This is a genomic window from Thermomonas alba, from assembly GCF_022419205.1.
In the GTDB taxonomy this organism is placed as follows: domain Bacteria; phylum Pseudomonadota; class Gammaproteobacteria; order Xanthomonadales; family Xanthomonadaceae; genus Thermomonas; species Thermomonas alba.
Map to the genome: position 1 here is coordinate 263,762 of NZ_JAJOZU010000001.1, position 21,049 is coordinate 284,810.

Genomic DNA, 21,049 nt, shown 5'->3' on the forward strand with positions numbered 1-21,049 from the left:
GCCGCAACCGGCCGACAACGGCCGCTGACGCGGCCGTTGCCATGACTGCCTGCGAGGAGATCAGGCGTGCAGGTCGAAGCGGTCGGCGTTCATGACCTTGGTCCAGGCCGCCACGAAGTCGCGCACGAACTTCTCCTTGTTGTCGTCCTGGGCGTACACCTCGGCGTAGGCGCGCAGGATCGAGTTGGAGCCGAACACCAGGTCCACCCGGGTGGCGGTCCACTTCACCGCGCCGGTCTTGCGGTCGCGCACTTCGTAATGGTCGCCGACCTTGATCCAGGTATTGGCCATGTCGGTGAGGTTGACGAAGAAGTCATTCGTCAGCACGCCGACGTGGTCGGTGAACACGCCATGCTTGCTGCCGCCGTGGTTGGTGCCGAGCACGCGCATGCCGCCGATCAGCACCGTCATCTCCGGCGCGGTCAGGCCCATCAGCTGGGTGCGGTCCAGCAGCAGTTCCTCCGGGCTCACCGCATAGTCCTTCTTCAGCCAGTTGCGGTAGCCATCCGCCAGCGGTTCCAGATAGGCGAAAGATTCCACATCGGTCTGCTCCTGGCTGGCATCGCCGCGGCCGGGCGAGAACGGCACCGGCACGGCGAAGCCCGCGGCCTTGATCGCCTGTTCCAGCCCGACGTTGCCGCCCAGCACGATCACGTCCGCCAGCGAGGCGCCGGTTTCACGCGCGATCGGCTCCAGCACCGCCAGTACCCGCGCCAGCCGCGCCGGTTCGTTGCCTTCCCAGTCCTTTTGCGGGGCCAGGCGGATGCGCGCGCCGTTGGCGCCGCCGCGGTAGTCGGACTGGCGGAAGGTGCGTGCGCTGTCCCACGCCGTGCTGACCAGATCGGAGACGGACAGGCCGCTGGCGGCGATCTTTGCCTTCACCGCGGCCACGTCGTAGTCCTTGCGGCCGGCCGGCACCGGGTCCTGCCAAATCAGATCTTCCTGCGGAACTTCCGGGCCGATGTAGCGTGTTCTCGGGCCCATGTCGCGGTGGGTGAGCTTGAACCAGGCGCGCGCGAAGGTGTCCTTGAAATACTCCGGATCGGCCATGAACTTGCGGCAGATCGCGTGGTAGATCGGGTCCACTTTCATCGCCATGTCGGCATCGGTCATCGCCGGATTGCGGCGCTTGCTGGGATCCGTCGGATCCAGTGGCTTGTCTTCCTCCCGGATATCGACCGGCTCCCACTGCCAGGCGCCGGCAGGGGATTTGCGCAGCTCCCACTCGTGGTTGAACAGCATCTCGAAGTAGCCCATGTCGAACCGGGTGGGGTGGGTGGTCCAGGCGCCTTCGAGCCCAGAGGCCATGGCGTTGGCAGCCTTGCCCTGCATGTCCGGATTGGCCCAGCCCAGGCCTTGCTCCGTGATGTCGGCCGCTTCGGGATTCGGGCCCAAGCGCTCGGGGCGACCGTTGCCGTGCATCTTGCCGACCGTGTGGCCGCCAGCGGTCAGGGCGACGGTCTCTTCGTCATTCATGGCCATGCGTTTGAAGGTCTCGCGCACTTCCAGCGCAGTCTTGGCCGGGTCGGGCTTGCCGCCCACGCCCTCCGGATTGACGTAGATCAGGCCCATCTGCACCGCGGCCAGCGGGTTTTCCAGCGAGTCGGGCTTGTCGTCGCTCTCGTAGCGGTCGCGGCCCAGCCATTCCTTCTCGGAACCCCAGTAGATGTCCTTCTCGGGGTGCCAGATGTCCTCGCGGCCGAAGGCGAAGCCGTAGGTCTTCAGCCCCATCGATTCATAGGCCACGTTGCCGGCCAGGATCATCAGGTCGGCCCAGCTGATCTTGTTGCCGTATTTCTTCTTGATCGGCCACAGCAGGCGCCGTGCCTTGTCCAGGCTGACGTTGTCCGGCCAGCTGTTGAGCGGGGCGAAGCGCTGGTTGCCGGTGCCGCCGCCGCCGCGGCCGTCGGCCACGCGGTAGGTGCCGGCCGCGTGCCAGGCCATGCGGATCATCAGGCCACCGTAGTGGCCCCAGTCGGCTGGCCACCAGTCCTGGCTGTCGGTCATCAGCGCGCGCAGATCCTGCTTGAGCGCGGCCACGTCGAGCGATTTCACCGCCTCCCGATAGTTGAAGTCCTTGTCCATCGGGTTGGTCTTGCTGTCGTGCTGATGGAGGATGTCCAGGTTCAGCGCGTTCGGCCACCAGTGGGTATTGGCATCGGCTGCGCCGATCGAGGTCGGGGCGCCGTGCATCACCGGGCATTGGCCGCGGCGGGGTTGGGCATTGCTTGCCATGAGGGCTGCTCCTTGAAGAGGTGGGATGGTGTGGGTGGCTCGCAGCCGAGCCGCAGGAGCACTCTAGGTTTGCCGCTTTGATAGGTGAAATACTTATTTGAGATCGGCTCGATAGCTCTCTTCGATTGCTTTTCGGGCGCAGGCGGCGCGGATTGCTACACTCGCGGCATGACCGAACCACGCCGTCCTCGCAAGAAGACCCGCGTCACCTCGCTGGACATCGCGCACCGGGCGGGCGTCTCGCAGGCCACCGTCTCGCGCGTGCTGGCCGGTAGTCCGCTGGTGAATGCCGAGACCCGGCGCCGGGTCGAGCAGGCGGTGCGCGAGCTCAACTACAAGGTGGACCGCCACGCCTCCAGCCTGCGTACCCAGCGCGCCGGCACCCTGGCGCTGCTGCTGTTCGAGGATCCGACGCCCGACGATTCCCACATCAACCCGTTCTTCCTGTCGATGCTGGGCTCGATCACCCGCGCCTGCGCGCGCCATGGGCACGATTTGCTGGTGTCGTTCCAGCAGCTCTCGGACGACTGGCATGCCGACTACGAGGACAGCATGAAGGCCGACGGGCTGATCCTGCTCGGCTACGGCGATTATCTGGCCTACCAGAGCAAGCTGGAGAAGCTGGTGGAGCAGGGCACCCACTTCGTGCGCTGGGGCCAGGTCGAACCCGGCCAGCCAGGGATTTCCATCGGCTGCGACAACCTGGCAGGTGGCATGCTGGCCGGACGCCATTTGCTGGCGCGCGGCCGGCGTCGGGTCGCCTTCATCGGGCACGCCTCCTCGCGGTTTCCCGAGTTCTTCGCCCGTTATCAGGGCTGCGATGCCGCGCTACGGGAGGCTGACTTGTGCCTGTTGCCCGAGCTGCAGGCGGATGCCGACAGCACCGAGGAAGCCGGCTACGCCGCCACCCGCGCGCTGCTGGCGCGTGGGCAGGCGTTCGATGCGCTGTTCGCCGCCAGCGACCTGATCGCGATCGGCGCGCTGCATGCGCTGAAAGAGGCCGGCCTGCGGGTGCCCCAGGACGTGGCGGTGGTGGGCTTCGACGGCACCCCGATGGCGCGCTTTGCCGATCCGCCGCTGACCACAGTGGTGCAGGACACCTCGCGCGCGGGCGGGCTGTTGGTGGAGACACTGCTGGCGCTGATCCGTGACCAGCCTGCATACAGCCAAATGCTCGCGCCGACGCTGGAGGTCCGCGCCTCCAGCGCCGAGTGAGCGCCGCAGGCGTCAGCGCGGGCGCTGCGCGTCGGCCATGGCCGCGTCCAGTGCCACGGCCAGCGCCGGATCGCTGACCGGCGCATCCAGCAGGAACACCTGCACGCCATGCGCCGGAACTTCGGCCGTGAGCGCGCCGCCGGCGCCGACATCGCGCACGCTGCCGTCCAGCGCGGAGACCCAATGGCCGGGCTGCAACAGGCGGTCGATCTGGAAGCGTTCCGGCGCATCGCCCTTGTTCAGTAGCACCAGCGCGATCTGGTGCTGGCCGGCGTGCTGGTACACCCGGTAGAACGCGGCGTGGGTGCCGGCCAGTTCGAGATTCAGCTGCAGCCCGCGTTGCAGGGCGGGCGAGGCCTTGCGCACGTGGGCGATGCGGGCCAGCGCGGCGTGAATCGGGCTGGTCTGCGCGGCGCGGATGCCTTCCACCCCGAAATAGTTGCGGTTGCCATTGTGTTCCGGGCGCCCGCGCATGAAGCCCATCTCCGAGCCGTAATAGACCACCGGGATGCCGCGCGCGGTGAACAGCCAGTTGTGGGCGTCGATGAAGCCGGTGTCGCTGGCATCCAGCCGTGGCATGTCGTGGTTGTCGTAGAAGGTGGCGAGCTCATAGGGATTGGCGTAGGGCCCGCCCGTGAGATGCAGCGCCGCAGCGAGCCGCTCGAAGCCGGCTTGCTGGCGGCCGAACACATCCTTCATCGCTTGCTGCAGCGGGAAGTCGAGCACGCTGGTCTGGCCGTGGCCCGGCAGGGTGTGATGGGCAATGGCGTTGGCATCGAAGTTGAAATCCTCGCCAAACATGAAAAAGCCCGGGTGCTTGGCGCGAATGCGGCGGGTGAACTTCTCCCAGAAACTGTCCGGCATCCAGGCGATGGTGTCGATGCGGAAGGCGTCCGCGCCCTGTTCGATCCACTGCTCGTAGGCGCCGGCCAGGTAGTCGAGCACCGCCGGGTTGTTCTCGTCGAAGTCCGAGAGCTGGGCGAGGTTGCCGTCGAAGATCGACCCCTTGCCGTCCTCGACCGGGCCGCGCGTGTTGTAGAAGCTGTGCAGCGGGTTGTGCGCCGGGTCGAGCTTCTGCGGCGGCAGGTTCTGGTGGTCGGCGATCAGGCGGCCGTCGCGGTCGTACACCTTGCCGAACTTGGGCTGGTCGAAGGCCATGCCCCAGGCCGGCGAGCCGTGGTTGGCCACGATGTCCAGCACCAGCTTCATGCCTTTGGCATGCATCGCCGCGGTCAAGTCCTTGAAGTCCATGCCGGGGCTGGGCAGGTGCTCATCCACCTTGTAGAAGTTCACGCCCCAGTAGCCGTGATAGCCGGCCATGCCGTGGTCGGTCAGAACGCTGCCGCAGGTCGCTGGTTTCCCACCGGTGAAGTGCTGGTCGGGATTGTCCACGATCGGGGTGATCCACACCGCGGTGAAGCCCATATCGCGGATGTAGTCCAGGTGTTCGGCCAGGCCTTTGAAGTCGCCGCCCAGGTAGCCGATGTTGCCGGATACGCCCGCGCAAGGAGGTTCCGGGATGTCGAAAGTGCGGTACTTGCCACCCTGGTCACGGTGGTCGTTGCCGGGATCGCCGTTGACGAAGCGGTCGGTCATCACGAAGTACACCGCCTCCCGCGCAAACGGCTCCAGGGTGCCGTAGTAATCCGCCGCCGGCGTCGCCTGTCCTTTCGCCTGTTCTTCCACCTGCACGTTCGGCTGCGCCGGCGGCGCGGGGCGGGCCGGGGTGCCGGCGCAGGCGGTGGTGGCAGCCAGCAGGGTGGCGGCGAGCAGGGTGCGGGTCGGGTGCATGGGCGGCCTCAGGCGCGGTGGGCGGACGGCTCGGGCACGCGCAGCACGCACAGCCCGGCCACGACCAGGCTGGCGCCGCCCAGCACCAGCACCTTCGCGGGGTCGTCCGCGAACAGGTGCTTGAGCAGGTAGCCCAGCGTGGCCACCGCCACCAGTTGGGGAATCACGATGAAGAAATTGAAGATGCCCATGTACACGCCCATCTTGGCGGCGGGCACGCTGTCGGACAGCAGCGCGTAGGGCAGCGACAGGATCGAGGCCCAGGCGATGCCCACCCCGACCATCGACAGCACCAGCCAGTTCTCGTTGGGCAGGAACGGGATCGAGGCCAGCCCGGCCCCGCCCAGGACGAGATTGAGCAGATGGCTGCCGCGCAGGCCGAAGCGACGCGCCATCCACGGAATCGCGATCGCGGCCAGCGCGGCGAAGCCGTTGTAGGCGGCGAACAGCACGCCCACCCAGTTGGCGCCGCTGTTGTAAGCGGCAGACGCGGTATCGGTGGCGCCGTAGTACACCTTCGTCACCGCCGCGGTGGTGTAGATCCACATCGCGAACAGCGCGAACCACGAGAAGAACTGGACCACCGCCAGCCGCCGCATCGCCAACGGCATGGCGTAGATGTCGCCCATCACCTGGGCGAAGCCGCTGTCGCGGCCGACCACGGTCAGCGTCAGCAGCGCCACGCCGTAGGCGGCCAGCAGCGCGCCCAGCAGGTACAGCTCGCGCGGCAGCTCATGCCAGGCCACGCCGGCCAGGCCCAGCGCGCCGATCGCCAGCCACAGCAGGCCGAAGCGGGTGGCGCGCGCGCGGTCCAGCGGCGCGCGGTCCAGCGGCGGTACCTGGTCGAAGGCGTGCAGCTGCTCGGGCGGATATTCGCGGGTGCGCAGCACCGTCCACAGGATCGCGCCGACCAGCACCACCGCGCCGGCATAGAAGGCGTAGCGCACGGTGTCCGGCACCTGGCCGGGGCCGGCAGTGTTCGCCACCCCGGCTTTTTCCAGCAGCCACGGCAGCAGGCTGGCGACCACCGAGCCGATGCCGATGAAGAAGCTCTGCATCGCATAGCCCTGGGCGCGCTGCGACATCGGCAACTGATCGCCGACGAAGGCGCGGAAGGGTTCCATCGATACATTGATCGAGGCGTCCAGCACCCACAGCAGGCCGGCGGCCACCCACAGGGTCGGTGAGGCCGGCATCAGCACCAGCGCCAGCGAGGCAAGCAGGGCGCCGGCGAGGAAGTAAGGGCGGCGGCGGCCGAGGCCGGTCCAGGTGCGATCGGAGAGGTAGCCGATCACCGGCTGCACCAGCAGCCCCGTCAGTGGCGCGGCGATCCACAGCCCAGGCAGCGCATCCATGTCCGCGCCCAGGGTCTGGAAGATGCGGCTGACATTGGCATTCTGCAGCGCGAATCCGAACTGGATGCCGAGAAAGCCAAAGCACATGTTCCAGATCTGCCAGAACGAAAGCGGCGGTTTGTCCTGTGCGATGGCAGCGTGCATGGCATCCCCGATGGCGGTGGCGATTCGGCCACCCGTGCGCGGCCTGGCTACATATAGCGCAGGCGCGCCGCGCTTCGCCGTGTAAACGTATTCAGCCTGACGGCTTTCGTATCCGCACGCGCCAGGCGGCATAGTCGCAGGCGACGACGGTATGGGTGGCTAGGATGGCAGCAGACAACTGGTGGCGCGGCGCGGTGATCTATCAGGTCTACCCGCGCAGCTTCAGCGACAGCAACGGCGACGGCGTGGGCGACCTGCCGGGGTTGCTGGCGCGCCTGGACTACATCGCCAGCCTTGGCGTGGACGCGATCTGGATCTCGCCGTTCTTCACCTCGCCGATGGCCGATTTCGGCTACGACATCGCCGACTACCGCAATGTCGATCCGCTGTTCGGCACCCTGGCCGATTTCGACCGCGTGCTGGCCAAGGCCCACGCGCTGGGCCTGAAGGTGATGATCGACCAGGTCCTGAGCCACTGCTCGAGCGCGCACCCCTGGTTCCAGGAAAGCCGCCAGAGCCGCGACAACCCGAAGGCCGACTGGTTCGTCTGGGCGGATCCGAAGCCGGACGGCACGCCGCCCAACAACTGGCTGTCGATCTTCGGCGGCGTTGCCTGGACCTGGGAGCCGCGGCGCGGGCAGTACTACCTGCACAACTTCCTCGCATCGCAGCCAGACCTGAACTTCCACAATCCCGCGGTGCGCGCGGCGCAGCTGGAGAATGTGAAGTTCTGGCTCGACCGCGGGGTGGACGGCCTGCGCCTGGACGCCATCAACTTCTGCTTCCACGACGCGCAGCTGCGCGACAACCCGCCCAAGCCGGCGGCGCTGCGCACCGGGCGCGGGTTCAGCCCCGACAACCCGTATGCCTTCCAGTACCACTGGTACAACAACACCCAGCCGGAGAACCTCGGCTTCCTGCACGAGCTGCGCGCGCTGATGGACCGCTATCCGGACGTGGGCGCGCTGGGCGAGATTTCGTCGGAGGATTCGCTGGCGACCATGGCCGAGTACTGCGCGCCCGGCCGCCTGCACATGGGCTACAGCTTCGAGTTGCTGACCGAGGACGCCAGCCCGGCCTACATCCGGTCCACGGTGGAGGCGCTGGAAGCGAAGCTGGGCGCGGGCTGGCCGTGCTGGGCGATCTCCAACCACGACGTGCAGCGCGCGGTGACGCGCTGGGGCAGCGGCGCGCCAGAAGCCGGCGACGACGCGCTGGCGCGGCAGCTGGTGGCGCTGGTGTGCTGTCTGCGCGGCAGCGTCTGCCTGTACCAGGGCGAAGAACTGGGCCTGCCCGAGGCCGAGGTGCCGTTCGAGGCGCTGCAGGACCCGTACGGCAAGACGTTCTGGCCGAACTTCAAGGGCCGCGACGGCTGCCGCACGCCGATGCCGTGGGACGCAAGCGCGCAGGCCGGCTTCACCACCGGCACGCCGTGGCTGCCGATCCCCGAGGCCCACCGCGCGCGCAGCGTGGCCGCGCAGGAGCAGGACCCGCGCTCGGTGCTGCACGCCACCCGCGCCTTCCTGCAGTGGCGCCGCGGGCAGCCGGCGCTGGTGGAAGGCGGCATCCGCTTCCTCGATGCGCCGCCGCCGCTGCTGGCGTTCGTGCGCGAGCACGCCGGCCAGCGCCTGCTGGCGGTGTTCAACCTGTCGCCCGCGCCGGTGGCGTGGCCGGCGTTCGCCGCCGGCGCGCTGCTTGCGGTTCCCGGCCCGGAGGCGGGCCACTTGCAGGACGGCACCCTGCACCTGCCGCCGCGCGGCGCTGCGTTCGCCATGTTGGAGTGATGCCGATGGCCGCCCATCCCTGTCATCGCCGTGGCGATGGAAATCCGCGACCCTCCCTGCGTGGATGCCTGCAGCGGCGCGGTGCGTCAAAGACCGGCGCGGGCTGGCTGCTGGCGGCGTTGCTGCTGTCGCCACTGGCGCAGGCCGAGACCGTGGCCCGCGTGGCCTCGCCCGACGGCCGCATCGAGGTGCAGCTGGACCTCAATGGCGAGGGCCGGCTGGCCTATCGCGTGCTGCGCGACGGCAAGCCGGTGATCAACGATTCGCGGCTAGGCTTCATCTTCCGCAATGGCCGCCAGCTGCTGCGCAACCTGCGCCTGGAAGGGCAGGCAAGCACCCAGGTGGACACCACCTGGGAGCAGCCCTGGGGCGAGCGCCGCTACGTGCGCGACCACCACAACGAGCTGCGCGCGTATTTCGTCGAGAAGGACGGCGACCACCGCCGCTTCGACATGGTGTTCCGGGTGTTCGACGACGGCGTCGGCTTCCGCTACGACATCCCGCGCCAGCCCGCGCTGCAGCAGGCGCAGATCGTGCAGGAGCTGACCGAGTTCGCGATCGCACGCCCGGCTACCGCATGGTGGATTCCGGCGCTGGAATGGAACCGCGAGGAATACCTGTACCGCAAGACCCCGCCGGCCGAGGTCGGTCTGGCGCAGACCCCGCTGACCCTGCGCACCGATGACGGCCTGCACCTGAGCATCCACGAGGCCGCGCTGGTGGACTATGCCGGCATGAACCTGGTGCGCGGTGGCGATGGCGAGCTCCGCGCCGCGCTGACTCCAGGCAGCCCGGTGCCGGTGGTGCGTACGACCCCGTTCGCCACGCCCTGGCGCACCATCACTATCAGCGAGCGCGCCGGCGGGCTGGCGGAATCCAGCCTGATCCTCAACCTCAACGAGCCGAACAAGCTCGGGGATGTCAGTTGGTTCAAACCCTCGAAATACGTTGGCGTGTGGTGGTCGCTGCACCTGAACCAGCAGAGCTGGGCGACCGGCCCGGGGCACGGCGCGACCACCGAAAACACCCGTCGCATGATCGACTTCGCCGCCGCCAACGGCTTTCGCGGCGTGCTGGTAGAAGGCTGGAACCTCGGCTGGGATGGTGACTGGTTCGCCAACGGCTGGAACTTCGACTTCCGCAGGCCGACGCCCGATTACGACCTCGAGGGCCTGGCCGCGTACGCCGCATCGCGCGGCGTGCACCTGATCGGGCACCACGAAACCGCCTGCGCGGTGAGCCATTACGAGCGCCAGATGGACAGCGCGTTCGCATTGTTCCAGCAGCTGGGGATCGACGTGGTGAAGACCGGCTATGTGTGCGACGCCGGCCAGATCGAGCGCCAGGACACGCCAGGCGGCCCCATCCTGCGCGAATGGCACGAAGGGCAGTGGATGAGCAACCATCATCTGCGGGTGGTACGCGATGCCGCCCGCCACCACATCGCCATCGACGCGCACGAGCCGATCAAGGACACCGGCCTGCGCCGCACCTATCCGAACTGGGTCTCCCGCGAGGGCGCGCGCGGCATGGAATACAACGCCTGGGGCCACCCGCCGAACCCGCCCGAGCACGAGGTGACCCTGGTGTTCACCCGCCTGCTGGCCGGGCCGATGGACTACACCCCCGGCATCGTCAGCCTGACCGGGCGCGACGGCCAGGAGATCCAGAGCACGCTGGCGCGCCAGTTGGCGCTTTACGTCGGCATCTACAGCCCGATCCAGATGGTGGCCGACCTGCCCGAGCACTACGCCGAGCACCCGCAGGCGTTCCAGTTCATCAAGGACGTGGCGGTGGACTGGGACGAGAGCCGGGTGCTGGCCGGCGAGGTGGGCGAGTACGTCGCCATCGCGCGCAAGCAGCGCGGCGCGCCGGTGTGGTTCGTGGGCGCGATGAACGACCGCCACCCGCGCACGCTGTCGCTGACGCTGGAGTTTCTCGAGCCCGGCAAGCGCTACCGCGCGGAGATCTACCGCGACGGCGAGGGCGCGGACTGGCGGGGACCGGCGCGCTTCCGCTTCGTGCGCGAGGACAAGACGGTCGCCCGCGGCGACGTGCTCTCGCTGTGGCTGGCCGGTGGCGGTGGCGCGGCGATCCGGCTGGTGCCATTGGGCGATTGATCGCACGGCCCGTGGCAGGCAAGCCATTGGTTCGCTGGCGGCCGACGTGCAGACGACGGTATTCATTCGGCACCGGTGGGGCCGTGCGACCTCGCGCGCGCATGCTCCTGCGCGTTCGTGAGCCATGAATACGTATGCAGATGCTTTCGTTTGCGCGGGCGCTGCCACACCATCGCAGCGTTCATGCATTCACGCGTGATACAGGCATGAAACCGTGGGCGACGCAGAGCGCCCGGATCTCACAAAGACCATTCCTGGAGGGGACCATGGTGCAGTTGAAGCGGAATCTGTTGAGCGTGGCGCTGGCTTCTGCCGCGCTGATGTTGGCGGTGCAGGCGCAGGCCCAGGAGGCGGCGAACAAGCAAACTGCGTCGGCCAGTGCAAAGAAGGAGAAAGAAGAGGCCAAGAACCTGGATAAAGTGGTGGTGACCGGTATCCGCGGCGGCATCGAGCGCGCGATCGACATCAAGAAGGATGCGACCTCGATCGTCGAGGCGGTGTCGGCGGAGGACATCGGCAAGCTGCCCGACGTCAGCATCGCCGAATCCATCGCCCGCCTGCCGGGCCTGGCCGCGCAGCGCGTCGCCGGCCGCGCGCAGGTGATCAGCGTGCGCGGCCTCTCGCCCGATTTCGCCACCACCTTGCTCAACGGCCGCGAGATGGTCAGCACCGGCGACAACCGCAGCGTCGAGTTCGACCAGTACCCGTCCGAGCTGATGGCCGGCGTCACCGTGTACAAGACCCCGGATGCGTCGCTGGTGGGGCAGGGCCTGTCGGGAACCATCGATATGCGCACCGTGCGCCCACTGGATTATGACAAGCCGGTGATCGCGATCAGCGGCCGCTGGCAGCAGAACTCGTTGGGGGCTGCCGCCAACCAGGGTTCGGCAGGCAACCGTTTCAACGTGAGTTACATCGGCCAGAACGCCGACCGCACGCTGGGCTTTTCGATCGGCTATTCGCATTCCGATACGCCGATCCAGGAAAACCAGGTCGGTCTGTACGAACCGTGGCAGGCGATCGGCGCCAACTGGCGGCCGGGCGTGCCCGCCGGCACCTACTATTCCGACGGCATCAAGGCGCTGCGCCGCACCGGCTACACCAAGCGCGATGGCGTGATGGCGACCCTGGAGTTCCGTCCGTCCGACGCCTGGACCAGCACCCTCGACGTGTTCCACTCGCAGGCGCACCAGGAAGACACTGCCAACCAGTTCGAGGTGCATATCGGTGACTACAACGGCGGCTATGGCCGCCTGAACGTGGTCAACGCGCAGATCAACAGCAACGGCACCTTCACTGGCGGCACCGCGCAGAACGTCTATCCGCTGGTGCGCGGCATGTACAACGACCGCAAGGACAAGATCGACGCGGCCGGCTGGCGCAACGAGTTCTCTTTCGCCAACGGCATCAAGCTGACCGCCGATGCCAGCTGGTCGCGCGCCAAGCGCGACGAGCTGAACCTGGAGAACAACACCCAGCTGCTGCCGGCGCCGCAGCTTGATTCGGTGCAGCTGGCCTTCACCTCGGACGGCTTCTCGCAGCTGCATCCGGGGCGTGATTACTCCAATCCGGCCAACCTCTACCTGGCCAACACCATCTACGGCTCCGGCTACGGCAAGGTGCCGAAGGTGCTGGACGAGCTCAAGAGCGGCCGCCTGGTGGCCTCGCTGCCGGCCCCGCACGCGATGGAGACCGTGTTCTCCGGGATCGACGTGGGCGTGAACTACGCCGACCGCAGCAAGGACAAGACCCAGCCCGAAGGCCCCATTTTGCTGGGCAGCCAGGGCGTCACCCCGATCGCCTCCGACCTGCAGTACGGGCTGGTGGACCTGGGTTTCGCCGGCGTTGGATTCATTCCTTCGTGGAACGTGCCGGCCGCGGTGGCCCGCTACATGACCTTCAATCCCAGCGACTCCTCGGCGCCGTACCTGATCCCGAAGGCGTGGAAGGTGTTCGAAAAGATCAGCACCGCTTTCGTGCAGGCCAACATCGACACGATGTGGGGCTCGGTGCCGGTACGCGGCAACGTCGGCGTGCAGATCCAGCACACCGACCAGTCCTCGGCCTCGCGCGTGTGGGACAGCTCGCAGCCCGCGGGCCAGGAAATCCGTCCCTATCAGAACGGCAAGACCTACACCGACGTGCTGCCCAGCCTGAACCTGGCGTTCTCGCTGGCGGACGACCAGACCCTGCGCGTGGCCCTGGCCCGCCAGGTGGCGCGTGCGCGCGTGGACCAGCTGCGCGCCTCGGTGGAGTTCGGCGTGAATACCGCCACCGGCAAGCCCGGCGCCGGCGGCGGCAATCCGCTGCTGGATCCGTGGCGCGCCAACGCGTTCGACATCTCCTGGGAGAAGTATTTCGGCAACAAGGCCTACATCGCCGCCGCCTACTTCTACAAGCAGCTGACCAGCTACATCTACACCCAGACCCGGGACGGCTATGACTTCACCGAGCTGCTGAAGGGCTGGGTGCCGCCGCCGGGGATGACCGTGCCGGTGCAGACCACCGGCACCATGACGGCGCCGTTCAACGGCAAGGGCGGCAAGCTGCAGGGCATCGAGCTCACGGCGTCGATGCCGCTCGACATGGTGTTCGGCGACAGCCTGCGCGGGTTCGGCGTGATCGCCAGCGCCAGCTTCACTGACAGCAGCATCAAGATCCTCGATCCGGAGAGCAGCAGCAGCGTCGGCAGCGGCCCGATCAGCCTGCCGGGGCTGTCCAAGCAGGTCTACAACCTGACCGCCTACTACGAGCGCAACGGCTTCGAGTTCCGCATCAACAACCGCCGCCGCTCGGACTTCATCGGCGAGATCGGAAACTTCGCTGGCAACCGCACGCTGCGCTACGTGGTCGGTGAGAACATCACCGATGCGCAGGTCAGCTACACCTTCGGCGAGGGCAGCCGCTTCAACGGGCTGAGCCTGCTGCTGCAGGCCAACAACCTGGGCGATGCGGCCTACCGCACCTACGCCGGCAGCAAGGACCGTCCGCTGGAATACATCAAGTGGGGCCGCACCCTGCTGCTGGGGGCCAGCTACAAGTTCTGATCGTTCGGCGCCCCTGGGATACGCCACCCCGCCGGTCGCTGGCCGGCGGGGTTTTTTGCGCTTTCGACCCGCGCGCGGCACGCCGATGTGATCGCCCTCCCGGGTGTCTAGCGACGCTTTCCTTGATCGGGGATGGCTTGCGGCCAGTCGCTCGAGCGCACGTATCGGCGTGCGTGTGCGGCGTGATGAGATGTGCTTCAGTGGCGCCGGCGCTTGCCCGCCGGCACCGGAACCGCTTCCACCGATACGCTGAAACTGCGCGCCTCGCCAGGGAAGACCGCACCCACGCCGGCCACGTGGCGGCTGACTTCCTCGCCGCGTTCGTTGCGGATCACCACCACCATCGTGTATTCGAAACTGCCGTGGTCATCCCCACGCAGGGTGCCTTCCACGTGCAGCGGTACGAAGCGCTGGGCCGCATCGGTGGCGGCGGCATCGAACCGTAGGTGACCGCGGCAGGCCGGGCAGACCGCCGAGCTTTCCAGGATGGTGGCCTTGCAGTGCGGGCAGGCGCGGGTGGCGCCTGCCTCGCCCGGGCGGATGGCGCTCATGCGGCGGCGCCGGGCTCCGGTTTCGCGGCCTTGGCGTCCTTCTCCCAGCCGCATTCGACGTGGCCGCGGATGCGGCTGCCGGCGGCGACGGTGAGCGAGCCGGCCTTGATGTCGCCGTTGAGCGCGCCGCTGGCCAGCAGCTCCACGTGCTGGGCCGAGGTGATGTTGCCGTCCAACTCGCCGGCCAGGGTCACCTTGCCGGCGGTGACGCTACCGGACACCTTGGCGCCCTGGTCGATCGTCAGGTTGCCCTGCACCTTGATGTCGCCCTTGAACTTGCCGGCAATGCGGACGTGGCCGGCGCCTTCGATCTTGCCTTCGATCGACAGGTCGGCGGCGATCACCGATTCGCGCGCGGGCGTTTCCACCGCGCGCACCGGCGCGGACTGGGCGGCCAGGTCGGGCAGATGGGTGGGCGGATCGAAGCGGGCGGGTTCGGGCTTGGACGCCGGCGCGGGGTCTTTCCAGATGGCCATGGGTGAGCTCTCCACGGGAGGAATCCTGGAGGCTACCACCATGAAGCGACGATTTGCGGCATGAATGCGCGCGTTGCGTCGGTCTCGCGTCTCAGTGTGAATCACATCACATTCTGAACACGCCGAACCGGGTGCGCTCCTCGATCGGCGCGTTCAGCGCCGCCGACAAGCCCAGGCCCAGCACGCGCCGGGTGTCGGCCGGATCGATGATGCCATCGTCCCACAGTCGCGCGGTGGCATAGTAGGGGTTGCCTTGGTCTTCGTACTGCTGGCGGATCGGCGCCTTGAACGCTTCTTCTTCCTCCAGCGTCCAGGTGCCGCCGCGCGCCTCGATGCCGTCGCGCTTGACCGTGGCCAGCACGCTGGCCGCCTGTTCGCCGCCCATCACGCTGATGCGCGCGTTCGGCCACATCCACAGAAAGCGCGCGCCGTAGGCGCGGCCGCACATCGCGTAGTTGCCGGCGCCGAAGCTGCCGCCGATCACCACGGTGAACTTGGGTACATGCGAGCAGGCCACCGCGGTCACCATCTTGGCGCCGTCCTTCGCAATGCCGGCCTGCTCGTACTTCTTGCCGACCATGAAGCCGGTGATGTTCTGCAGGAACACCAGCGGGATGCCGCGCTGGTTGCACAGCTCGATGAAGTGCGCGCCCTTGAGGGCGCTTTCCGGAAACAGGATGCCGTTGTTGGCGACGATCCCCACTGGATAGCCGTGCAGGTGGGCGAAGCCGGTGACCAGGGTCTTGCCGTAGCGCGCCTTGAACTCCTGCAACTCGCTGCCATCCACGATGCGGGCGATGACCTCGCGGATGTCGAACGGCCGGCGCGCGTCTTTCGGCACGATGCCGTACAGCTCCTCGGCCGGATATAGCGGCTCGCGTACGGGACGGGTCGCGACCGGCAGCACCTTCCTGCGGTTGAGCGAGCCAACGATGTTGCGCGCGATCTGCAGCGCGTGGCGGTCGTCCTCGGCAAAGTGATCGGCCACGCCGGAAAGAGTGGTGTGCACCTCGGCGCCGCCCAGGGTCTCGGCGTCCACCACTTCGCCGGTGGCGGCCTTCACCAGCGGCGGGCCGCCGAGGAAGATGGTGCCCTGTTCCTTGACGATCACGGATTCGTCGCACATCGCCGGCACGTAGGCGCCGCCAGCGGTGCAAGAGCCCATCACCACGGCGATCTGCGGGATGTTCTCCGCGCTCATTCGCGCCTGGTTATAGAAGATTCGCCCGAAGTGCTCCTTGTCCGGGAAGACCTCGTCCTGCAGTGGCAGGAAGGCGCCGCCGGAATCCACCAGGTAGACGCAGGGCAGGCGGTTCTCGCGGGCGATCTCCTGCGCGCGCAGGTGCTTTTTCACCGTCATCGGGAAATAGGTGCCGCCTTTCACGGTGGCGTCGTTGGCCACCACCATCACCTCGATTCCCATCACCCGGCCAATGCCGCAGACGATGCCGGCACCGGGGGCCTGGTCTTCGTACATGCCTTCCGCCGCCAGCGGTGCGATCTCCAGAAACGGTGAGCCGGGGTCGAGCAGGGCTTCGATGCGCTCGCGGACCAGCAGCTTTCCGCGCTCGGTGTGCTTGGCCCGCGCCTTCTCGCCGCCGCCGTCCGCCACGCGGGCCAGCCGACGCTCGAGCTCTGCTACCAGGCTGCGATGGAACGTGGCGTTGTCCTGAAACTCCTGTGAGCGAGGGTCGATCTGCGAGGTCAGCGCGGGCATGGGCATGCTGAGTGCGGGAAAGCCATAAGGATACTGCCAGCCGCGCCCAGCTCCGCATCCGGTCTGCGACAATGATCGGCCGTTTGCTGCACATCGATTTTCCGTGGCCCGCATCGACCGTTCCCCGCAGACCCTCTCCATTCTCGACCTCAGTCATGACGGGCGCGGCGTGGCGCGCTGGCCGGAGGGCCACGCCCAGGCGGGCAAGACCGTGTTCGTGGCCGGGGCGCTGCCGGGCGAGACCGTGCTGGCCGAGCAGACGGCGCGCAGCCGGCATTTCGATGAGGCGCATACGCTCAAGGTGCAGACCGCCTCGCCGGATCGGGTGTCCCCGCGCTGCCCGCACTTCGGCACCTGCGGCGGCTGCGTGCTGCAGCACCTGGCCGAAGAGCGCCAGATCGCCTACAAGCAGCAGGTGCTGCTGGACAATCTGCAGCGCATCGGCCGCGTGGTGCCGGCCGATGTCCTGCCGCCGCTGCGCGCCGAGGCCTGGGGCTACCGTCGCAAGGGGCGGCTCTCGGTGCGTCGGGTGGAGAAGAAGGACAAGACCCTGGTCGGGTTCCGCGAGCAGGATCCGCGCTTCGTCGCCGACCTGTCCGAATGCCACGTCGTGGTGCCGCAGCTGGGGTTCAAACTGGGGGCGCTGGGCATGCTGGTGGACGCCCTGGACGCGCGACGCGAGATCCCGCAGATCGAGTTCATTGCCGGCGATGCGGCCACCGCGCTGGTGTTCCGCCACCTGCAGCCGCTGTCTGCGGCCGACCGTGCGCGGCTGGCCGCATTCGGGCAGGAACACGGGTTTGTGATCTTCCTGCAGCCGGGTGGGGTGGACTCGGTGCATCCGCTGGGCGAGGACGCCACGCTGGCGTTTCGGCTTCCAGACTGGGACATCGAGCTGCAGTTTCGTCCGCTCGACTTCATCCAGGTCAACGCGCGTCTCAACGAGATGATGATCGCGCGCGCGCTGGACCTGCTGGAGGTGCAGCCAGGGGAACGTGTCCTGGATCTGTTCTGTGGGCTGGGCAACTTCACCCTGCCGCTGGCGCGTGTGGCCGGGGATGGCGTGGTGGTCGGGGTCGAGGGCGATGCCGGGCTGGTGGCGCGCGCGCGCGCCAATGCCGAACGCAATGGCCTGCGCAACGTGCGGTTTCATGCGGCGGACCTCGCGCAGGATCTGACTGGGCAGCCGTGGCTCAAGGCCGGCTTCGACAAGCTGCTGCTGGACCCGGCGCGCGCCGGCGCGATCGAGGTGCTGCGCCAGCTACCGCTGAAGGGCTTCAAGCGCATCGTGTACGTCAGCTGCCATCCCGGCTCGTTGGCGCGGGATGCCGGGTATCTGGTGCATGAGGCCGGCTGGACGCTGCGTGCGGCCGGGGTGATGGACATGTTCCCGCACACCGCGCACGTGGAGTCGATCGCGGTGTTCGATCCACCGGCGAAGAGGTGAGAGATGGGCGTCGAGATCGAACGCAAGTTCCTGGTGGCCGGCGAAGGCTGGCGTGCTGCCGTGCACGCCGTGGTGCCGATGGCGCAGGGCTATCTGAATGATCTGGATCTGCTGGAGCAGGGGCGTATGCGCGCTTCGGTGCGCGTGCGCATCGAGAGCGAATCAGGGTTTCTCAACATCAAGTCGAGCCAAATGGGCGCGATGCGGCAGGAGTTCGAATATGCGATCCCGCTGCCAGATGCGCAGCAGCTTTTGGCATTGTGCGTGGGCGGCCGGGTGGAAAAGCGCCGGCATTTGGTCATGCACGCGGGCCGGCAATGGGAAATCGACGAGTTTCTGGGCGATAACGCCGGGCTCGTGGTGGCCGAGATCGAGCTGGAGTCGGAGGATGCTTCCTTCGAGCGACCGGACTGGCTGGGGCCCGAGGTGACCTGGCTGTCGCGCTACTACAACCTGGCGCTGGCGACGCGGCCCTTTTGCCAGTGGACCCCGCAGGAGCGGGAGGCCCGCGATGCGCAGGCGGGAGGTGGTGCATGCTGATGATCGGCATCGCCGGGTTCGCTCTGGGCGCACACGAGCGCGACTGGTTGCAGCATCCGGCCTGCGCGGGCGTGGTGCTGTTCGCGCGTAACTTCGCCTCGCGCGCGCAGCTCGCAGAGTTGGCGCAGGCAATCCGCGCCGCCGCGCCGCGGCCGGTGCTGATCGCGGTAGACCAGGAAGGCGGGCGGGTACAGCGCTTCCGCGAAGGATTCACCAGGCTGCCGGCGCTGCAGGGTTTCGAGGCGCTTTATCGGCGTGACTCCGACGCCGCGCTGGCACTGGCGCGCGAGCACGCCTGGCTGATGGCCAGCGAACTGCGTGCCAGCGGGATCGACCTCAGCTTCGCTCCGGTCGTGGACCTGGCGCGCGGCAACCGCGCGATCGGTGATCGCGCCTTCGCCGCCGACCCGGCGGTGGTGGCGGCGTTCGCGCGCAGCTACGTGGCGGGCATGCATGAGGCCGGGATGGCGGCCACGCTCAAGCATTTCCCCGGTCACGGTTCGGTGCAGGAGGATACCCATTTCGATACGGCGATCGATCCACGTTCGCTGGAGGACCTTCGCGCGCAGGACCTGGTGCCGTTTGCCGCCGGGATCGCTTCCGGCGCGGATGCGGTGATGATGGCGCACGTGATCTACCCGCAGGTAGCGCCGGAGCCGGCTGGCTGCGCGCGGCGCTGGGTCACGGATATCTTGCGTGGCGAGCTTGGTTTTCGCGGCGTGGTGTTTTCCGATGATCTGGGGATGGCTGCCGCCGACGCCGCGGGCGACCTGCCTGCGCGCCTCCACGCCCATCTGGACGCTGGCTGCGACGTAGCGCTGGTCTGTCAGCCGGCACAGGTGCCGACCGCACTGGAGGCGCTCGCCTCGCGGCCGTCCAACACGCTGGCGCTGGCCGCCTTGCTCGGTCGCGGTGGGCTGGGCTGGGATGCGCTTCTGGCGGATCCCCGTCGGGAGGCGGCACAGCGCAGCCTCGCGGCATTGCCGACGCTGCAGTCGGAATCCGGCGCCGGGTCTGGCGCGATTCATTCAGGAGACGTGGCATGACCACCCCCAAACTGGCCAATGCGCTGGCCAATGCGCAAAAACTGTTCGATCGCATGGAGTTGGAGGCGGCGATCAACCGCATGGCCGGCGAGATCCGCGCCGCCTATGCCGATGGCGAAGTGCCGGTATTTCTCACGGTGATGCACGGCGGGCTGCCGTTCGCCGCGCAGCTGGCGTTCGCGCTCGGCGAGCGCGGGCTCGACCTCGAGTTCGACTATCTGCACGCCACACGCTATCGCGGCCAAACCACCGGCTCTGGCCTGGCCTGGCTACATCGTCCGGCGACTCCGCTGCAGGGGCGCAAAGTGCTGCTGGCCGATGACATCCTCGACGAGGGCCATACGCTGTTGGCGATCAAACGGTGGTGCGAGGATCAAGGTGCGATCGAAGTGCGGGTGGCGGTGCTGGCCGAGAAGATGCACGGCCGCTGCGTGGAGGGTATCGCCGCCGATCACGTCGGGGTGCAGGTGCCGGATGCCTATGTGTTCGGCTATGGCATGGATTTCCACGAGCAGGGGCGCAACCTGCCGGCGATCTATGCGCTGGGGGATGAGTGAAATTGCGATGGCCGGCGTGAGTGCCGGCTGCGCTTCGACGGACTCTCGATGGCGTGGATGCCGCCGAGAAGCCTACATGGATGTATTCACGGCGTGTCCGGCGAAGCGCAGCCGGTGCGTGCGTCTGCCTGCGGCGAATACGGAGTGAACGATGACCATCGAACTGGCGGTGATCGGCGGTACCGGCGTGTACGCGCTGGGCGAACTGGACGATGTCGAGACCCATCAGCCGCTGACGCCTTACGGCGCGCCCTCGGGGCCGGTGCGTGTCGGGTGGTATGCGGGCAAGCGTGTCGCCTTTCTCGCCCGGCATGGCGAGGGGCATTCGCTGCCGCCGCATCGCATCAACTATCGCGCCAATCTGGCAGCGCTCAAGGCGCTGGGCGCGCGCCGGGTGTTGGCGCTGAATACCGTCGGAGGCATCACCGAGCGGTTCGCACCGCGCGTGCTGGCCTGTCCGGATCAGCTCATCGACTATACCTGGGGCCGTATTTCGACCATCTGCGAAGAGCCGGGCAGCCCCGTGCTGCATGTGGATTTCGGCGATCCCTACACCCCCGCGCTGAGGCAGGCGCTGTTACGGGCCGCCGTGCGCGCCGGAGTGAGCGTAGTCGATGGCGGCTGCTATGGGGCGACCCAGGGCCCGCGCCTGGAAACCCGCGCCGAGATCGCGCGCTTGCGCCGCGACGGCTGCGACCTGGTGGGCATGACCGGCATGCCCGAAGCGGGTCTGGCGCGTGAGCTGGAGCTGGACTATGCCTGCCTGGCCATCGTCGCCAACTGGGCGGCTGGCGCCGGGCCTGACGCGGACGAGGTGATCACCCTGCAGGACGTGCTGGACAACGTGGCGGCGGCGATGGCCGGAGTGCCGCCGCTGCTGCGCCATTTGCTGATGGAATGAGAAACCAAAGCCAATACTGCTTGCGCGTGCAAGCGGTTGATGCATACTCCTGCCGAGCCGCCCCATGGCGGTGCCCCCACCATCCGGTTCATCACCACCCGCATCGCAAGAGGTTTCCGTAGT

At 67.8% G+C, this 21,049-nt stretch carries 15 protein-coding genes; 9 read left to right on the forward strand and 6 right to left on the reverse strand.

Annotated features, from left to right (window positions below):
- Positions 1-60: 60 nt before the first annotated feature.
- Entirely contained in the window at positions 61-2,235 is a 2,175-nt protein-coding gene (gene katG / locus ML342_RS01310) for a catalase/peroxidase HPI (protein ID WP_275672335.1), read from the reverse strand.
- 168 nt (positions 2,236-2,403) lie between these two features.
- Here katG and ML342_RS01315 point away from each other — a divergent pair, with 168 nt between their 5' ends.
- Positions 2,404-3,450: a LacI family DNA-binding transcriptional regulator gene (locus tag ML342_RS01315; protein WP_240125101.1), complete on the forward strand. Its 1,047-nt coding sequence runs from the start codon at positions 2,404-2,406 to the stop codon at positions 3,448-3,450.
- A 12-nt stretch (positions 3,451-3,462) separates the two neighbouring features.
- Here ML342_RS01315 and ML342_RS01320 read toward each other — a convergent pair whose 3' ends face one another.
- Both ML342_RS01320 and ML342_RS01325 read right to left on the reverse strand, forming a co-directional pair.
- Positions 3,463-5,241 carry an alpha-amylase family glycosyl hydrolase gene (locus ML342_RS01320; protein WP_240125102.1) on the reverse strand — a complete coding sequence of 593 codons (1,779 nt, stop codon included), beginning with the start codon at positions 5,239-5,241 and terminating at the stop codon, positions 3,463-3,465.
- Between the two features lie 8 nt (positions 5,242-5,249).
- A complete protein-coding gene (locus tag ML342_RS01325) occupies positions 5,250-6,740 on the reverse strand; it encodes an MFS transporter (protein WP_240125103.1) in 1,491 nt (496 codons plus the stop codon).
- A 164-nt stretch (positions 6,741-6,904) separates the two neighbouring features.
- Here ML342_RS01325 and ML342_RS01330 point away from each other — a divergent pair, with 164 nt between their 5' ends.
- The 3 genes from ML342_RS01330 (at position 6,905) to ML342_RS01340 (ending at position 13,691) form a co-directional block, all read left to right on the forward strand.
- A complete protein-coding gene (locus ML342_RS01330; RefSeq protein WP_240125104.1) occupies positions 6,905-8,524 on the forward strand; it encodes an alpha-glucosidase family protein in 1,620 nt (539 codons plus the stop codon).
- A gap of 5 nt (positions 8,525-8,529) precedes the next feature.
- Positions 8,530-10,644, forward strand: coding sequence for a glycoside hydrolase family 97 protein (locus tag ML342_RS01335; protein WP_240125105.1), 2,115 nt, complete (start codon positions 8,530-8,532; stop codon positions 10,642-10,644).
- A 266-nt stretch (positions 10,645-10,910) separates the two neighbouring features.
- Positions 10,911-13,691 carry a TonB-dependent receptor gene (locus tag ML342_RS01340; protein WP_240125106.1) on the forward strand — a complete coding sequence of 927 codons (2,781 nt, stop codon included), beginning with the start codon at positions 10,911-10,913 and terminating at the stop codon, positions 13,689-13,691.
- 197 nt (positions 13,692-13,888) lie between these two features.
- Here ML342_RS01340 and ML342_RS01345 read toward each other — a convergent pair whose 3' ends face one another.
- The 3 genes from ML342_RS01345 to ML342_RS01355 form a co-directional block, all read right to left on the reverse strand.
- On the reverse strand, positions 13,889-14,242 hold the full coding sequence (locus tag ML342_RS01345) for a hypothetical protein (RefSeq protein WP_240125107.1): 354 nt from the start codon (positions 14,240-14,242) through the stop codon (positions 13,889-13,891).
- The gene (locus ML342_RS01350; RefSeq protein WP_240125108.1) at positions 14,239-14,718 is read right to left on the reverse strand and encodes a bactofilin family protein; all 480 of its coding nucleotides are present in this window, start codon (positions 14,716-14,718) and stop codon (positions 14,239-14,241) included. The genes ML342_RS01345 and ML342_RS01350 overlap by 4 nt, the downstream gene beginning before the upstream one ends.
- A 106-nt stretch (positions 14,719-14,824) precedes the next feature.
- The gene (locus ML342_RS01355) at positions 14,825-16,435 is read right to left on the reverse strand and encodes a carboxyl transferase domain-containing protein (RefSeq protein WP_240125109.1); all 1,611 of its coding nucleotides are present in this window, start codon (positions 16,433-16,435) and stop codon (positions 14,825-14,827) included.
- Positions 16,436-16,538: 103 nt separating this feature from the next.
- Here ML342_RS01355 and rlmD point away from each other — a divergent pair, with 103 nt between their 5' ends.
- From rlmD to ML342_RS01380, 5 genes are all read left to right on the forward strand, one after another.
- Positions 16,539-17,882, forward strand: a complete 1,344-nt coding sequence (gene rlmD, locus ML342_RS01360; RefSeq protein ID WP_240125110.1) for a 23S rRNA (uracil(1939)-C(5))-methyltransferase RlmD — start codon at positions 16,539-16,541, stop codon at positions 17,880-17,882.
- A gap of 3 nt (positions 17,883-17,885) precedes the next feature.
- Positions 17,886-18,422 (forward strand): CYTH domain-containing protein, encoded by a 537-nt coding sequence (locus ML342_RS01365; RefSeq protein WP_240125111.1) that lies wholly within the window; start codon positions 17,886-17,888, stop codon positions 18,420-18,422.
- On the forward strand, positions 18,416-19,468 hold the full coding sequence (gene nagZ, locus ML342_RS01370; RefSeq protein WP_240125112.1) for a beta-N-acetylhexosaminidase: 1,053 nt from the start codon (positions 18,416-18,418) through the stop codon (positions 19,466-19,468). Before ML342_RS01365 ends, nagZ begins: the two co-directional genes overlap by 7 nt.
- Complete coding sequence (locus tag ML342_RS01375; RefSeq protein WP_240125113.1) at positions 19,465-20,025, forward strand: hypoxanthine-guanine phosphoribosyltransferase; 561 nt, start codon at positions 19,465-19,467, stop codon at positions 20,023-20,025. The genes nagZ and ML342_RS01375 overlap by 4 nt, the downstream gene beginning before the upstream one ends.
- Before the next feature lie 151 nt (positions 20,026-20,176).
- Positions 20,177-20,926, forward strand: a complete 750-nt coding sequence (locus ML342_RS01380; protein ID WP_240125114.1) for an S-methyl-5'-thioinosine phosphorylase — start codon at positions 20,177-20,179, stop codon at positions 20,924-20,926.
- The last annotated feature ends 123 nt before the right edge of the window (positions 20,927-21,049 follow it).

What these genes read in the sequence shown, in the direction of transcription:
- katG (WP_275672335.1), bottom strand. Translation starts at nt 2,235, where the DNA reads ATGGCAAGCAATGCCCAACCCCGCCGCGGCCAATGCCCGGTGATGCAC.
- ML342_RS01315 (WP_240125101.1), top strand. Translation starts at nt 2,404, where the DNA reads ATGACCGAACCACGCCGTCCTCGCAAGAAGACCCGCGTCACCTCGCTG.
- ML342_RS01320 (WP_240125102.1), bottom strand. Translation starts at nt 5,241, where the DNA reads ATGCACCCGACCCGCACCCTGCTCGCCGCCACCCTGCTGGCTGCCACC.
- ML342_RS01325 (WP_240125103.1), bottom strand. Translation starts at nt 6,740, where the DNA reads ATGCACGCTGCCATCGCACAGGACAAACCGCCGCTTTCGTTCTGGCAG.
- ML342_RS01330 (WP_240125104.1), top strand. Translation starts at nt 6,905, where the DNA reads ATGGCAGCAGACAACTGGTGGCGCGGCGCGGTGATCTATCAGGTCTAC.
- ML342_RS01335 (WP_240125105.1), top strand. Translation starts at nt 8,530, where the DNA reads ATGGCCGCCCATCCCTGTCATCGCCGTGGCGATGGAAATCCGCGACCC.
- ML342_RS01340 (WP_240125106.1), top strand. Translation starts at nt 10,911, where the DNA reads ATGGTGCAGTTGAAGCGGAATCTGTTGAGCGTGGCGCTGGCTTCTGCC.
- ML342_RS01345 (WP_240125107.1), bottom strand. Translation starts at nt 14,242, where the DNA reads ATGAGCGCCATCCGCCCGGGCGAGGCAGGCGCCACCCGCGCCTGCCCG.
- ML342_RS01350 (WP_240125108.1), bottom strand. Translation starts at nt 14,718, where the DNA reads ATGGCCATCTGGAAAGACCCCGCGCCGGCGTCCAAGCCCGAACCCGCC.
- ML342_RS01355 (WP_240125109.1), bottom strand. Translation starts at nt 16,435, where the DNA reads ATGCCCGCGCTGACCTCGCAGATCGACCCTCGCTCACAGGAGTTTCAG.
- ML342_RS01365 (WP_240125111.1), top strand. Translation starts at nt 17,886, where the DNA reads ATGGGCGTCGAGATCGAACGCAAGTTCCTGGTGGCCGGCGAAGGCTGG.
- nagZ (WP_240125112.1), top strand. Translation starts at nt 18,416, where the DNA reads ATGCTGATGATCGGCATCGCCGGGTTCGCTCTGGGCGCACACGAGCGC.
- ML342_RS01375 (WP_240125113.1), top strand. Translation starts at nt 19,465, where the DNA reads ATGACCACCCCCAAACTGGCCAATGCGCTGGCCAATGCGCAAAAACTG.
- ML342_RS01380 (WP_240125114.1), top strand. Translation starts at nt 20,177, where the DNA reads ATGACCATCGAACTGGCGGTGATCGGCGGTACCGGCGTGTACGCGCTG.